Annotated in this window: 11 protein-coding genes; 1 reads left to right on the top strand and 10 read right to left on the bottom strand. The window is 50.5% G+C overall.

The annotated features are described in order from the left end of the window. Positions 1–299 precede the first annotated feature (299 nt). The 3 genes from JS82_07320 to JS82_07310 form a co-directional block, all read right to left on the bottom strand. Positions 300–458: a hypothetical protein gene (locus tag JS82_07320; GenBank protein ID QHK17927.1), complete on the bottom strand. Its 159-nt coding sequence runs from the start codon at positions 456–458 to the stop codon at positions 300–302. A 44-nt stretch (positions 459–502) separates the two neighbouring features. Further along, positions 503–1093, bottom strand: coding sequence for a hypothetical protein (locus JS82_07315; GenBank protein ID QHK17926.1), 591 nt, complete (start codon positions 1091–1093; stop codon positions 503–505). A gap of 102 nt (positions 1094–1195) precedes the next feature. Then, a complete protein-coding gene (locus JS82_07310; protein QHK17925.1) occupies positions 1196–2947 on the bottom strand; it encodes a hypothetical protein in 1752 nt (583 codons plus the stop codon). 109 nt (positions 2948–3056) lie between these two features. Here JS82_07310 and JS82_07305 point away from each other — a divergent pair, with 109 nt between their 5' ends. After that, positions 3057–3938 carry a radical SAM protein gene (locus tag JS82_07305; GenBank protein QHK17924.1) on the top strand — a complete coding sequence of 294 codons (882 nt, stop codon included), beginning with the start codon at positions 3057–3059 and terminating at the stop codon, positions 3936–3938. Positions 3939–4038: 100 nt separating this feature from the next. Here the strand turns inward: JS82_07305 and JS82_07300 are convergent, their stop codons facing one another. From JS82_07300 to JS82_07270, 7 genes are all read right to left on the bottom strand, one after another. Next, positions 4039–6438 (bottom strand): UvrD-helicase domain-containing protein, encoded by a 2400-nt coding sequence (locus tag JS82_07300; GenBank protein QHK17923.1) that lies wholly within the window; start codon positions 6436–6438, stop codon positions 4039–4041. A 230-nt stretch (positions 6439–6668) separates the two neighbouring features. Further along, positions 6669–8300, bottom strand: coding sequence for a DUF262 domain-containing protein (locus JS82_07295; protein ID QHK17922.1), 1632 nt, complete (start codon positions 8298–8300; stop codon positions 6669–6671). Between the two features lie 163 nt (positions 8301–8463). Then, positions 8464–11310, bottom strand: coding sequence for a DUF3427 domain-containing protein (locus JS82_07290; GenBank protein ID QHK17921.1), 2847 nt, complete (start codon positions 11308–11310; stop codon positions 8464–8466). Next, positions 11294–11695: an NUDIX domain-containing protein gene (locus JS82_07285; protein ID QHK17920.1), complete on the bottom strand. Its 402-nt coding sequence runs from the start codon at positions 11693–11695 to the stop codon at positions 11294–11296. The genes JS82_07290 and JS82_07285 overlap by 17 nt, the downstream gene beginning before the upstream one ends. A gap of 144 nt (positions 11696–11839) precedes the next feature. Next, positions 11840–12646 (bottom strand): Fic family protein, encoded by an 807-nt coding sequence (locus JS82_07280; protein ID QHK17919.1) that lies wholly within the window; start codon positions 12644–12646, stop codon positions 11840–11842. A 123-nt stretch (positions 12647–12769) separates the two neighbouring features. Beyond that, entirely contained in the window at positions 12770–14896 is a 2127-nt protein-coding gene (locus JS82_07275; GenBank protein QHK17918.1) for a DEAD/DEAH box helicase, read from the bottom strand. Then, a complete protein-coding gene (locus JS82_07270; protein ID QHK17917.1) occupies positions 14893–16182 on the bottom strand; it encodes a biotin carboxylase in 1290 nt (429 codons plus the stop codon). The genes JS82_07275 and JS82_07270 overlap by 4 nt, the downstream gene beginning before the upstream one ends. Positions 16183–16205 lie beyond the last annotated feature (23 nt).

The following is a 16205-nucleotide window of genomic DNA, read 5'->3' as shown; positions in this document are numbered from 1 at the left end:
TTATTAATTAAAATTTGATTGATTGTGTCGAATTTGTCAGCGGACGATCTACCAGAATATGCGTAATAGCGTTTTTTTCTTCGATTAAGCCCGAAAACTGAAACGTAGGAAGGGGTTTTCCGGAGTTAACCGCATTTTTTTCTTCGATTAAGTCTCGGGACGTCCATCCATCCGGAACGCCGGGCCGCATAGTCCTGGGTGCACCTCGGACATGTCGGAATGGGAGGAGTGCCGGGATGGCGTCCCGGACTACGAGGGTCCCGAGGGACTCCGACGACGGCCGCTGGGACGAGTGAGGATCACTCCGGTACGACCTCCACCCTGAACCTGCATCCGCATGGGCAGGAGTAGTACTCGGTCAGGCCCTCCCCGTCCAGATGGTTCGATCTCATCATCCATCCCTCCGCGGGCTCCCCGCAGGAGGGGCATCTCACCGACATCACGGCGTCTTCGATCATGGATTGACGATCGACGGCGCCGGTACTTGCCGATGATCCCGGCGTCAGTCGTCACCTTCCCAGAACGACACACCGAACAGGGATTCGATCGTCTCCCTCGACCACTCGTCGTGGGGCGACCCGAACCTCCCGCAGGAGTCCCAGAGCTCCCTGAAGAGCTCATCGCGTTCGGCATCGTCCCTCACGGTCCCGATGATCGTGCGGCCGATGCTCCTGATCTTCCGGTCCAGGACCTTGTCCTGCATGAAGTTGCAGAAGCGCGTCGTCGCGGTGTTCTGGTCGATGTCGTAGTCGTACGGGTCGAAGCTGGTCCCTGCGAATCCAGCGATGTGCCCGCGGACAGCGTCGGCGCTTGCGTCCGGCCTGAACCCTATGCGGTCCATGTACACCGCGGCGCAGTGCTTGCATCCCATCGGTTTCACGGTGCAGTCGCAGGTCGCGTCGAAGACGCCGTTCCTGTCGCGGTAGATCACGACCTTCGTGCCGGAGTCCCTGACCTTCGCATATCCCGCGGTCCCGCTCAGTTCGATCCTCTCGATTATGGCGTCCTTCTCCAGCAGCCTAACACCGGCCTCGTAGGTCCTGTCGCCAAGCTTCGCTCTCAGTTCGATGGAGTCCATCCCATCCATGTGCATCCCGAAACCCGCATGGCACGACCGCTATTAATGGGGATGTGTCGGCTCCGTTGTGACCGAACGAATGACGGGTTTGCATTCATGCACATGGCACTATGTCGATCATACCGAATTGTGAGGTCTGAACACCTCCGGCATCTGGCCGTAGATGATGCGGTAGCGCAGCATCTTTCTGATCAAGCTCGGAATTTCGTTTGCCAGAGTTCCAAAGTAATCGGTACGGACACTGGTCTTTTTCAGGTGTTCGAAGGCGAACGTGGAGTATCTGGTGGATCCTAGCACTGTGGCGATGCAACCATTGTGATTCGTACCGATTTCAAACGGGAGGTCATCCTCCGCTTCCTGAGTCGGAGGTAGCAGTCTCCCTCCTCTGAACGAAAGGTATCTGGACACATTGATTCTGAAATACAGAAGGGATGGTTGGCTGGTACCATTGTAGAGGAACTCTCCGAATCCGTTGTACCTGGTGGACCATTCGGCACCATACCTCTTGTTCCTTCCGGCCAGGATGTCAGATATTGCTGCTTTCATCAGATCCCTGTTGAGTACGTCCGTGGTCCCGGGGTGCAGGTCCAGTCTGCCAACGCCTTTTCCCCACGAAGATTCGGTAACAGCGAACATTATCAGCGCCGAGGGCGACGTCTGCAGGAGACACAGTGTCGGCAATATCGCGTACTCGTCGATGAGCGACGGGTACCAGCGGAAGGCCTCCTCCGCAAGGAGTTCTTTTTCGACGGAGTCATCAGCCAGAGGATGCCATTCGTTCTGAGTCAACACCTCTACTCTTGCATTAGACCTCACCATTTCCAGATCGTCTTCGTCCAATAACAGGTCCGCCCACGTCGATTCCGACCTGCGGGTTCCATCCGGATCGTTCTCGAACCAGAACCTCGGATTGAAACAATCCTGGGATTCCTCCGCTATGCGATTGAGGGTATCGATCTCTTTCTCAAAAGAATCGATCACTTCGGATAGGTATCCAATCGACACCTCTCTGACATGTTTCGCATTCCTGCGGAATTTCCTGTCTTTCAACAGTTCTCTGTCCGCCGACTTCAGGTTAAGTGCGATTTCAGCATCGTCAAGACTCGATATGTACTCCAGAAGTACTCTACAATCGGAGACGAATGATTCCAGTTGTTCAGTGTCCTCGTACACCCTCGGATAGTGACCCACAACAGGAACGGTTATTCTGTAGTGTTCATCCTCGGAGTCCAGATACAGGGTCACCTTGACGCCCAGGTTCTTCAGTCTGGAGAGGATGAGATTCCTGTTGACCATTATGTGGCTGAACTTCGAACTAAGCAATATGTCTCCGACCTGATATGTGCCATCGAAATAGTCCGCGGAACCAGTGGCTTGTTTCATCAAGGACCTCAGGATTCCGTCAGTGTCGGTTTCCGGTCTGACTCTGATGGGGCCACCGCTGAACTCGGAATACTCGGAGACGATGTCCACAAACGACCTGAACCCCTCCTCGGTCTCATTCGGGAAATACAGCTTGCGGTTCCGAACGTTGTGGCCGTTGTCTTTAACCAGTATGCCTTTAGACACATACGATTCGAGGGTCTTGCGTACATTCTGCTGGTTGAGGATCCCCTCGTATTGGGATTCCGAACCTTCGTTTTCCTCCATGATCAGAGGCCCTCTTGAAAACAGGCCGTCGTAATGGACCCTCACGATCCCGGTAACGTCGTTGTATCTGTAGTACGTGGGGAATTCCTGGATTCCGTATTCCTCTGGTTTCTGCTGGGACACCCCTTCCGGATGTTCCGAGTACACATCGTTCATCAGGTGCCGCAGGACCATTATCCTGGCTGTTGACAGTCTGTATGATTCTTTTCTGTCTCCCATGCGGCACCATCCGCGGGTAATGTTAAAAGAGTTATTCAGTTTGAAATTTTAAATCGAATTTTATAAAACTTATTCCATATATGAACTTGAATCCGATTCATGTTTTTTCATGGAGTCTATGGAACGTACCGGGAGAACCGATGCGACAGAGTATACGACAATAGGCGCGTTCAGATCGGCGAACGTGCACCTTACGTCATGCTGTAACTACAGATGCGGGTTCTGTTTCAGCACGAAACTGGATAAGCGCTGGCTTTCCGCTAATGAGTGGGTTCCCATTCTGAAGAAGCTTCGTCATTCAGGAATTTGTAAGATTAACTATGCCGGCGGAGAGCCGTTCCTATATCCAGAAATCGCGGAGCTGTGTAAAGTCAGCAAGCGCATGGGATTCATGGTAAGTATTGTTTCAAACGCCTCACTCATCGACGAGGATGTCTTGTCGGACTTGGAGGGGTCCCTCGACTGGCTGGGTCTGTCGGTCGATTCCATCTCAGAGGACACGGAGCGGACGTTGGGCAGAGGTTGCAACGGTGGAAATCACATCGAGAATGTGGTGTCGGTGGCTGATATGGCGCACCGTCACAAGATCTCGGTGAAACTGAACATAACCGTGGTGAGGCAGAGTGTTGAGGATGATTTCACAGATTTGATTCGTCGGATCGATCCACAACGCGTGAAGGTCTTCCAGATGCTCAGTCTTAGGAACGTGAATCCGGATGCCGATGCATTGTACGGTGTCACCGACGAGGAGTTCGAATCCTTCAGGAAGAGGCATTCGGAGATAGTCCTCTCCAATGGGGACCCTCTGATTTTCGAGGATAACGACGTGATGGAAGGCTCGTATCTCATGCTGGATCCTTTGGGAAGGGTGATGACCAACAGCGGAAGGGTTTTGGACTATCGGAGTCTGGACAGCATATCAGAGGATTGGTCTGCGGTTCTGGATGATCAGAAATACATTCTACGTGACGGCCTGTACTTCATGAAGTGATCTCTGCTTTTACGGTGTATTATCACTCAAACTCGGCAACGTCGGAGGCTGATACCTAATGTTGCCGAGTTAGAGTTTTAATTGAACACATGGTAGCCCATCAGATCTTTCGAATAAATTTGCATCCGTTTCTATAGTTGGAGCAGCCCATGAACTTCCCATATGGTCCTTTACGAAGGACAAGTGTGCCTCCGCATGCAGGACAGATCATGCCACCAGTGTCTGTAAAGGAAGATAGTTCTCTTACGAATTCAGATTCGAGCCCTCTGAGTGTTACCAAATAGGCAGCTTTTCTTGCCCGGGTCATGGCGACATAGAATAGGCGTCTCTCTTCGTCAGTCTTTGTTCCTGAATCACTTAGGAGCATACTTATCATAGGAGGTTCCCGTCTTTTATCTGGGAATCCGTTTGGTCCTTTGACATTGTTCAGTATGAAGACGTTATCGAATTGCATGCCTTTAGAACCATGAATTGTCATGAACTTGATATTACGGCCTGGATTTCTGCGATCGATAACTGTGTATGTCTGGCGGCCAACATCAGGTTTCCATGTGAAGCCGGAGTCTTCCAGAGAGACGATATCATGACGAAACCGACCGAGAATGGTAATGCTCTCCTCCTCAGGTATCTTGGATATCCTGCTAGACATCTCTCTTGCACAAGCGGAGCGGCTATCGCAGTCTATAACTTCCACAATTCCACGTCTATTCATGTTAGAACGTAGATTCTTATGCAGCTGGTGCGGACTGCGATTCATGAAGTTGTTGCTCTCCTTCAAAATGTCCCCAGAGAAACGATATGTGGTTTCTATACGGCAGATGGCGGATGCACCCCAGTATCTCTCGAAATCCAGGATGTATCCTACATCGCTTCCGTTGAAGCGGTAGATGCTCTGCCAATCGTCGCCGACGCAGAAGAGTCTGGCATCAGATGAGTCACGGAGTGCCCGGAGAAGATGGTATCTCGAACGGGAGATGTCCTGATACTCGTCGATGACGATCCATTTGTACGAACTTTGGAACCTTCCTTCGCGGACGTACCGGGCAGACTCATTCAGCATATCTTCGAAATCGATTTCGTCTTCTGATGCTAACCTTGCCTGATATGCGTCGTACACCGGGTTGAGAATCCTGATCATACGTTCAACGGCCCGTCTCGATCCACAATCCTTGATTTCAGCGAACACTGAGGAAGGGAGCTTGCCAGTGCTCTTGATCAGACCGATTGCTGTGGTGATCTGGCTAACCAGCAGTTCTAGCGGGCGGTCATCCCCACCGGTGATTCTGGAGTATGCCTCGGCCGGGGTCATCTGATGCATGGCCACCTTGTGTTTTTCAAGTTCTTTGTCAAGTATGTCTAGAAGATTCCCTTCGGAACGTTGGTATGCGAACAGTTCAATCATCATGGTGTGATTGGCGGCATGGAGCGATCTCTTCCATTCAATGCTATTGCGATACTCTTCCGATGGATCTCCACCTTTGGACGACCTCATAAACTGTGCGACATTGCCGTTGCGGTCTATTCCGAAATACTCGATGTAGATATCAGTGCCTTTGATATGGAAATCTGGATGATATTGACCGTACTCTTCGGTACGAGTGTCTGTTTTGTAAGGTGCTTCGTATTCGTAGTCAATGCCGAGCAGGACTAGGTGATTCGCTATGTCGGCCTCTCCGAAGCTCTTCACTGTTCTACCATCTAACGTGATCAGCGGATTCTCAAGGATGAACCGCTCGTATTCCTCGTTCGTTTCGAAGTCCGATTCGTCTGCAACGTATCTGCAATCACGGGACAGATACTCGTTTATCAGTGTCAAATATCCGGCATTCGACATTCTGCGAGTGATCTCGTTCTTGACGAATCCATTCACATCGATTTGTGTGATCCTGGGCATGACGCCGCGGGCACTTGCGATAATTTTTAGACCCAAACGATGGAATGTCGTAACATCCGCCCGTTGTCCGATCTCTGTCTCTATACGTTTCCGGAGGTCATCTACTGAATTGTTGGTGAAAGACAGAAACAATATCTCGTCGGATTTAGCCTTTCCCGACAGAATCAGGTATTTCGCCAGACCTACGATGGTTGTTGTTTTTCCTGTTCCGGCACCTGCTATGATCAGCCTGTTACGGACGTCCATGGCGATGGACCTTAGTTGTTGTGCATCCAGATCGTATCCTTCGACAGGATTAATTGTGACCCCTACGCCCTTCGCCAAACGATCCGCCAGTTCATCGTTGTGTTTTTTGATACGTTCCGGAAGAGAGTCATACAACTCGATGAACTCTGGGCCGATATCTTTCAGATGTTTTGACGTCAGTCCAATTTTGAAGAGGATGCTCTTTGTCCTGTCTTCAATATCCTGTCTGAGATCAGATAGAGAGTCCAGGAGTTCTGACACATCTCTCGGTTCGCAGAATCCGGGTGTATCCAGGATCGTTTTTAGATCTGAGATAGCATCAGAACATTCGAGCTGTTTTTCCTGCTGGTCACGATTCATGGTATGAACTTTGAAAAGACATATGGTATGAGTTAAGACGGTTATGGGTGCTCGTTCGAATAATGTGTTGTTTGGTATTAATCAAGTTTAGTTGCTTGTTTCATTTTTACAGCGATTATTCATAAAAACAATACAGATCTTATGCGTCAATGAACACATAAGATGCCAGTATTAAATTGGTTATTTTAGGATGGGGTTGGGGGTGACCCCAACCGAATTTGAATTCTAAATCAGTTTTGATTATATTTAGGCCACCTCAAGAGTACCTTTTTCAGTAGCTCGCTTTGTCTTTCATTAATTTCCTCTGGTCCCCATTTATCATATTTGGCAATCTCACGAGTATCAATGATGTCTGATTTGAGATAGCGTTCCTTCTTTTGATCGAAGAGGTCATTGCTTGCGGATATGTTCTTTTTGCCATCCAAGAGTACCATGTTTCCGATGCGATCTTTATATTCGATCCATGTGTCGTCATCAATATTCCACGTTCCTTTTGTTTGGGGCATAATGTGTTCAATATGAACAGCACGACCACTGTTTATCTTAAGTTCCGGATGCTCGTGATTATACAGACTGGTCAGGATCATTCTGCCGACCATTGTGGACTTAGTCTTATATCCCTTGAAAGCAGCTTCCACTTCTATATCGTTTGATGTGTTTGAGGCAATATTTTGCATGACTTCTGTTGCAGAAAGCTCTCCTCTGGATACGGCCTCTGCAGTTCTTGAGAAGAAGACCTCATTCTTGTTTGCAGTCTTTTTCATGATAGCCTGGTTTCTGAACACCATTGTCTCAATCTGGACAAGAACTGCTTCGATGATATCATCATCATTATTTTCAGATTTTAGTGCGAATATCAATGGGAAAAATGAAGTTGCACTCATTGTGCGTAGATTAGCTAAGGCCTCAACACTTCTGTCTGTGAACGAGCCACCAATCCTAGGAGATATCATTTCGATGTATAGGGCAGATGTCTCGACTATTCCATCGAATGTGGATTTGATTTTGCTGATATTTTTCTCCTTGGAGATTGCTGGAAATAGGTCATCATCTCTGACAAACGGATTTTTAGAATTCCAGTAGTATCTTATGCACTGAGACAGGTCGCCTTTTACTTCACTGATGTCTGTCATCATTTTGATCCAGTTGTTTTTGATGTACGGCCATTTGTCTCCAAGTCTGCTGAAGAAATAGTTCTTAAGAAGATCCTGTACGTCTAGTGGCATACCACGTGAATTCAGAGTTTCGAAGATTACAAAAGCCTGGCTCAACTTTTTAGTCTCCACATATGACACATGGAAGTTTTGAAGAAAGTTGTCAGTAAGATGCTTCAGTGCTTGTTGAGGATCTTCAAAATTATCAATGTAATTCAGGACAAGGTGATTGAGACATTGGTATGCATCTTTGATTAGGATGTTGGATCTTGATTTTGCTTCTTTGTAGTGATTGGAGCACTGCACATATTCTCTAAAGAATTCTTGGTTGAAGTTACTGAGTTCAAGGCGGAATCCATCATCTTCGTCATCGAATCCGATTGAATTGTATACCTTGTTCAGGAGTGACATAAGGTTGTTGGGATATCTGTTGAGTATGATGTCCCTGACGACGCACAAGAATATTGTAGATGTGGTGAGACGTTGCTGCCCATCAACCACATTTCTGCGACCATTGTCAGAATGTATGATGATTTGTCCGAATAGATAAAAATCATCATATTCGGGATCATCGCGGTTGATAAACTGGACAAGGTCGCTAAAGAACTGCTCCACTTGCTGGGATGACCATGCATACGGTCTTTGATAATCCGGTATGATAAGTTTTGATGTAAAGAGTTCAGAGAGAGATTTGTCTGAGCAGTCCATGGATGTAGCACTGGATGTAGATCTTTAATTTTGTGATCTAATGAACAAATCAAAAAGATTCAATGGTATGTGCCTGGCATATGGCTTTTTTAAGCATCAAATCTATTATTTGTAATGTTTGGATCATATTATTTCATATGAACATCACTCAATATTGTGAGGATTACTCTGAATTGAAATAGTCATATAAGTCCTGTCTTACATCATTTTTTAGTTTGTATTCGATTTGAACAGGTTTATTATTATCAATAAATTGTACAAACATCATTTTTCCAAGGTAGTAGAATTCTTTAGATCCTTTGTCGTTTTTGTTCTTTCTGACGAAAAGATGAATACCAACCTCATTCGCCATTGAATTCTCTACTACTTTCATTCTAGCCGAATTACGGTTATCATTAGACTTAGACAGAGCAATCAATGTATTTCTGTTCTCGAAACGATCTTCGTACTTTTGAGACTCAACTACATCTTCTCCTTTAACATAATTAATGAACACAGGAAATGTCTTTGTTTCTTTATGGTAGAAATATCCGCCCATATTCTGTGCATTCAGGTTCTTCGGCCAGTTCAGAAATCTGCAGACATCCTCATACGTATACCTCATGTTCAGAACAAGATCTGTTCCTTCATAAGTATTAGAATATAGTTCGGTCCAGTTAGACCGTCCTAGTTCTATAATCTGTATAACATGTTCAGAAAACGCTGCATCATTCATCATCATTCTGAACTTGTTAGATGCGTGATATTTTCCTTCACAGCTCTCAACAAGCACAACGTTACTTGTGTAGAAGCTACCATCTAATACTTGAATTAGGTTTTTATTGGAAGTTTCAACTCCAATGCTTCTTAAATCTGATTCAAGATCTATCGTGCCATTCATCAGAAGTTCAAGAGCTTCGACTTCCAGTCTTCTTTTTCCAGCAGCAGCTATTTTTGTAATAAAATCCAAATATTCTTCCTTGTCCGAATCAAAGGAGATAGAATACTGATTATCCTTTGTTTTCAGGAAATTATGGTATGATTTGTATTTCGAAAGAAGATTCAAGGCATCAATCGATCCATACTTTTTGAAATCAGTCAATTCTGGAATTCTTCCAAGACGCATCTTCAAGCTTTTGTAACCATCCATAATGATCTTAGCTTCGGTAAAATCAGAATTATCGATGGATTCGTAGATTTTATTTCTAGAGATTTCATCAAAACTGATTGTTGAATTACCTGGAATAATCGAATCTCCTGCAGCAATGAATCTTCTTGCTTCCGATTTGTTGTATGATCTGTCATCGGAAAGAGCTAGAGGAATGTTGTAGTTCTTCTCATAATTGCCTATGAAGTCGAGTATGACAACATATTCCTTTCCGGGATGGTGTCTAAGGCCTCTTCCGAGCTGTTGGATGAAGATAATTGGCGATTCAGTCGGACGAAGCATAATCACTTGGTTGATGGCAGGAATGTCCACTCCTTCGTTAAATAAGTCTGCTGTGAAAATGTAGTCTAGAAGATTCGTTCCTTCATCAGCTTCCAATCTCTCAATACAAGTCTCCACCAGATTTTTGTCCATCATTCCGGAGACCCACTCGGTTTTGTATCCGTGTCTGTTGAATTCTCTGGAATAATCTTCTGCTTCTTTGAGATCCCGGCAGAATACAAGCCCTTTGAGTCTATCTCCACAGTATCCAAAATATTCAGCATTCTCCAAGATGTGGTCAATCCTCTGATCCATTTCTGTCTTGAGAAATTTGGTTTTATCATCCTCAGAGACTTGGTCAAAGGTAAGATCTGATATTCCGAAGTAATGGAAAGGGCAGATCAATTTGTATTCCATTGCTTCTTTCAGTCTAATGTCGTATGCAATGTTGTAGTTGAACAGTTTGTAGATATCATAATCGTCTGTTCTATCCGGAGTTGCTGTCATTCCCAAAAGGAACTTTGGTTTGAAGTAATTGATAACTCTCTGATAAGTCGGAGCACCAGCGTGGTGTACTTCATCAATAAGAATGTAATCAAACCAGTCTTTGGGGATTTTGGCCAATACATCTTCTTTAGTTATTGTCTGAATCGTGACGAAGGTACAATCTGCGGTCAGATCATTGAGAACTGGATCATACTTAGCTATTGTTTTTGTTCCTTCCATCACCGCTTCAAAGCTTTGCATGCTTTTGTTAAGGATAGGATTTCTATGAACGATGTAGAGGAATTTTTTGGAAGCGATTTTTGCGTCGAAGGCAGAAAGATAAGTCTTTCCGGATCCAGTTGCTGAGATGACTAGTGCTCTGTCCTCCCCTTTAGCTCTGATCTCTTCTAAACCTTTCAGAGCTTCCGCCTGCATGCGATTGGGTTGGATTCTTTTTTGATCAGCTTTTGGAATCGCCGGTATGCCTGTTTTCAGAGCCTGTCTGAAATGTTTCAAATCGTTATAGATTAGAGAGTACTCTTCAATCCAAAGATCATCCACCGGTGTAGCAATCTCGTAGTTTCTTTCAAACTCTGAAAGTATGTTGGCTATGATCTCTCCAGAATTTTTGGAATTGAATTTAAGATTCCATTCCATGTTATCGCAGAGAGCACTGTTGGTGAGGTTGCTACTTCCAATAATTACATCATACGAGTCCCCGTGTCTAAAGATGTAGCATTTGGTGTGCATTTTGGAGACTTTTTCAGTGATTACGCGAAGATCGATGTTTTTGTTTTTTCTGAGATCTTTAAGGGCTCTGGGCTCGGTAAAATTCTGATACTGTGAGGCTATTATGCGTCCTTTGATCCCCTTCCGATCGAGCTCTCTAAACTCCTGGGCTAATGCGTTAACTCCTCCTGAATTAACGAATGCGACGGAAAACATGAATTCGTCACATTTTTCCATTTCCTGTTTCAGAGTAGTGATTACTTTCTCTTTTCTCAAGGGATTGTTTGTTATGAGCTGTGGTTTGAATTCTTCACTGGCAGAGACTGAACTATCTATGAAACCATGCTCCAGGCCCAATCTTAGAGACTCGTCACTCAATACCTTCACGCTCCAAAATATGTGCTGCTTTTAGATCAGCACCGGCCCAATCTAACTCGGAAAGTAAGTGAAGGGGTTTCCAAACTGCGGATATGTGTTCATTAAGTGTGAATTTCGGATCGTAATCGTATATGATGAAGTAATGGATCAGTACTGTGAAGTCATCATATTTATGAATTATGTCCCTGTACTGCTTGAATCTGCAATCTGATATATCTAGGTCAAGTTCTTCTTTCAATTCACGAATTAGAGTCTGTTTTGGAGTTTCTCCCTCTTCTAGTTTACCGCCAGGGAATTCGAATTTGTAGGAGAGGTAGCTACGCTTAGATAGTCCTTTTTGAAAACAAAGAACGTCAGTTCCATTTGTGATGATCGCAGCAGATACCTCAATCACACTTTGAGGATGCGAGTTTAAATCTTCAATTTACCGGAGTTCCAACAGGATGTTTGCAGAGGGTTGCCCACATCATAGGCCTCGTTTCTCCTTCTCCATCTGTCCTGCGGATACGTTTACAGGACTTCTGTTTTGCTGAGTTTTTCAGAACTCATCAGAAGATATTGTCTGTTGAGCCGATTCGGCGGCGTCCCTTACTGTCTCCAACATGAACCTGATGAACGGTGATGTGTCCCTGATCTGCCTGGACGATCTGATCGCCTTGTAGTAGCGACCGCGTCTGGCCAGCACCTCCGTCTCATACGGGACCCATTTCATGCAGCCCTTCCAATCCAACATTATGACGGACTGCCACAGCCTTCCCGTGCGGCCGTTCCCGTCGGAGAAGGGATGAATTGTCTCGAACTCGTAGTGGAACACGCACGCCTTCACTAAGGGGTGATGCTCAGAGGTACGCAGCCACTCCATCAGGTCCGACATCATCTGGGGTACCATGTGCGCCGGCGGAGCCTTGTAGATGAGCCTGTCTCCCGACCATATGCCGACACCGCAGTCGCGGTAGCGTCCCGAATCCTCCTGCAAACCCCTTGTCATCACGCCATGGGCCCGGAGGAGATCCTCCTCCGACAGCGGGTCCAGGGATGGTCTGATGCGGTAGCACTCGTGGCAGTTCAGAACTTCCCTGACATGACGCGGGTGGCATCCTGTCTCCCTACCGGCGACCGCGAGGGCCACCTGCTCCACCGTCATGGGGTTGTCCTCTATGGCCGTAGATGCCTGGGCTGATGCGATCATGCTCGCCTCGATCGTCTCCTGGTCCGCTTCTGGTCCGGATCCGAGTGCATCCGCGAGCTCGCTGATTTCGGCGACCAGGGACATGATGCCCTCGTCCAGGGTGAAGTCCTGAACGTATCCGTCCGTTCCATGTGTAACCGGTTCCTTTGATGACATGGTTATCGTATAATTAATGACTATATAACAATTAAATGTAATCAAACATTGTTATATAGGATGTCTGAAACACACTTAACTTAGTTGGAGAGTCGATGTCAGACGTTTTCAAGAAGATCCGGGTCACAGCTCGAAGTCCCAGTCGATCCTCCTGGCGCAGAACGCGTCCGCCAGGAGCGCCTCGGGAACGAACCCGTCGTACTTCTCCAGCCTCAGGGACTCCCTGTCGTCCAGCAGCGACACCGGGTCGTCGTCCCGGCGGATCGACTCCAGCGCCCTGCGGATCTCGGTCACCGTCAGCCTGGTCGACACCCCGATGACCAGCGGGCTGTACGCGTACGACACCCTCACGCCCGCGACGCGCCCCAGCATGCGCCTCAGCGTGTCGAACTGCACCGTGCCAAGCCAGGGGTAGATGTCGAACCCGCTCTCGGTGGGCACGAACACGTCCCCGGCGCCGGAGGCGCGGAAGGCCCTCCTCGATGCCCCCAGCTCCTCCCTGGCCGAGGAGTCCAGGTACGGGTAGTCGTCGTCCGAGAGCAGCACCTCCCTGACCTTAGACATCACCCTGGTGTGGATGTCCGGCGGGTCGGACCTCCACCTGGCGTCCGCCTCGCCGTCCGTCTCCACCGCCTCGGCCCATCCGTCGCCGCGGCGGACGACCCTCCAGACCCTGCCGGCCAGGGCGACGGTCGCCCCGGGCTCCGGGCTCCCCTGCACGGTGCCGATGGTGCTCCCGCCGGCGCGGATCTCCGTCTCGTCCCTCACCTCGAACACGGCGGAGAAGTCCCTTCCGAAGGCCACGGGCTCCGCCTTCGGGCCTATCAGGAGCGTCAGGTCCTCGGTCTGGATGAGCGTGCGCTTGTTGATCATGTGCTTCAGGAGGAGCCTGTAGTCGTCCGTGGTGACCGATGAGAACGGGCTCAGGGACAGCACCTCGTCGCAGAGGTCCCCGAACCTCATGTACCTCCGGGCCCCCTTCAGCGCGGCCAGGGTCTGGTGGAACAGCAGGCCGAAGGGCAGCGGGTCCGGGGACACGGGCTCGGTCCAGCCTTCGCCCAGGTACAGCTCGGTCTCGGCGATCCCCCTGGCGAGCTCCAGCGAGACCCCCTCGATCCCGGGGCGCCACTCCCCATCGTCGTCGTTGCAGAACATGACCATCTCCTGCCTGCCGTTCCTGCGGCCCGACCTGCCCATCCTCTGCACCAGGCTGGAGCAGGAGTACGGGGCGCCGATCTGCACCACGCGGTCCAGCCCGCCTATGTCCACGCCCAGCTCCAGGGTGACCGTGGCGACCACCGTGGCTGGGAACCCGCCCCTGAGGTCGTCCTCGGCGGTCCTCCTCATGCTGCCGGACAGGGAGCCGTGGTGGACCCTCACCGGGTTGCGGGACCCCTTCGCCTCCGACACCCTCGCCAGGGACCTGGCGGTCCTCTCCGCCCCGGCCCTGCTGTTGGTGAACACTATGCACGCGTAGGGGTCGGTGAGTCTGAACAGCTCGGAGTAGTACCTGGAGACCTCCCTCCTCCTGCCTCCCTCGGGGTACTCCGGGGGGAAGCGGAAGTGCTTGATGCCGACCCGGCAGGACCTGCGGTCGTCGGAAGCGACGACCTCGGCCTCCCCCTCGGCGCCGGACGTGAGCCACTCCGCGGCGGCAGCGGTGTCGGAGAGGGTCGCGGAGAGCCCGATCATCCTGGGGGCGCATCCGCAGGCCCTCCTGATCCTGCCGATCTCGCACATGAGCTGCAGCCCCCTGTCGGAGGCCATGAACGAGTGCACCTCGTCCACGATGACGAACCTCAGCGAGCCGAACATGCGCGGGACGTCCTCGGAGTGGTTGTCCAGGATGCCCTCCAGGGATTCGGGGGTGATCTGCAGGATGCCCTCGGGCTCCGCCAGCAGCCTCTCCTTCCTGTTGGCGTCGACGTCCCCGTGCCATCCGTTGACCAGGATGCGGGACTCCCTGAGCATCCTCTCCATGCGCGCGAACTGGTCGTCGATGAGGGCCTTGGTCGGTCCGACGTACATCGCGCCGATGCCGTCAACCGGGTCAGAGAAGAGCGAGGACACCACCGGTATGAGCGCGGCCTCCGTCTTCCCGGAGGACGTGCCCGAGGCTATCAGAAGATGATGGTCGGTGCCGAAGAGGACGTCGAACGCCCTCTCCTGGACATCGCGGAAGGCCGTCCACCCGCTCCTGTGCAGGTGGTCGAGGACGAAGCCGGGCATGCGCCCGGTGTGGTCCGTCATACCTCCAGGTCCTCGATGAGGTCGTCGTCCGGGTCGCGGTCCGGCGACACCGTCCTGTTCTCCACCAGCTGGGAGAAGGTCACGTCGGGGTTCTGGTGCATGGTGTCCAGCAGGCTGATGAAGTCCCTGGTGATCTCCCTCGGGGTGACCATGCCCTGGCCTATGGCGCAGGTCACCGTCTTCAGGTACGTCTCCAGCATGGCGTCGTCGATCTCCGACCTGTAGCCGTAGCGCTGCTCGTGCATCCCGCGCAGCGTCCTGAGGAGGACGAAGACCTCCTCGTTGGTCAGCGGCCTGAGGTTGATCACCGGGCCGAGGTAGTTGTCGTAGCCGTTCTCGAACCTGCCGGCCACCAGCCTGGACCTCAGCGCCTCGTAGCTGTAGAGCCCCCTGTCGGGGTCCTCGATGAACTCGGGGGTCCCGCACACGTACACCGAGAGGTGCGAGGACTTCCCCTGCATTATGTCGTTGAACATGGACAGCAGCCTCTCGTAGTTGTTGCTGCGCGCCACCCTGTTCTGGATCTTGTACAGGACCACGCCCTCGTCGATGAAGACGACCAGCCCCTTGTATCCTATGCGATGGGCGAACTCCGCCCAGATCTTGATGAAGTCGTACCAGTTGGTGTCGTTCACCATGTTCGTGATGCCGAGGTCCCTGCGGACGTCCGACCTCAGCTCGTACTCCCCCTTGAGCCAGCGCAGCGAGGGCATGTCCTCCCTGCCGGAGGAGACGTCGCGCCAGTATGCGGAGACCACGGCCGCGAAGTCCTGGTAGTATGTCAGGCCGCTCATGGCGGAGGTCTCCCTGGCGAGCCTCTCTGCCACGTCCCCCGCCGGGATGTCCTTCAGCGGCAGGTTCCTCTCGGCGGACATCCTCTGGCGGACCTCGTCGATCCACCTCTGGAGGACGAGCTCCAGCGCCCCTCCGTCGGGACGGGACTTGACCGCCATGTTGCGGACAAGCTCCCTGTAGGTGTTGAGGCCCTCCTTCTTGCTGCCGGTGAGCCTGCGGTTTATCGCCAGGTCCGCGTCCATGACGACGAACCCCCGGTCCATGGCGTAGTTGCGGACCATCTGAATCATGAAGCTCTTGCCGTTCCCGAACTTCCCGGATATGAACCTGAACGCCCCGCCGCCCTCGGCGGTGTCCTCCAGGTCGTTCACGAAGGTCTCGGTCTCCCTCCTCCTCCCGACGGCTATGTATTCCAGTCCCCTGCGGGGGACCACACCGGAGGACAGCGCGTTTATCATGGTCACGAGCGTCCTCCTGGGTATCTCTGTCATCAATCTCTCCTTACTCTCTCGGT

The organism is Methanomassiliicoccaceae archaeon DOK, from assembly GCA_009911715.1.
Classification (GTDB): Archaea; Thermoplasmatota; Thermoplasmata; order Methanomassiliicoccales; family Methanomethylophilaceae; genus Methanoprimaticola.
Note: the sequence above shows the minus strand (reverse complement) of the source record. Positions and strands in the feature narration are given on the sequence as shown.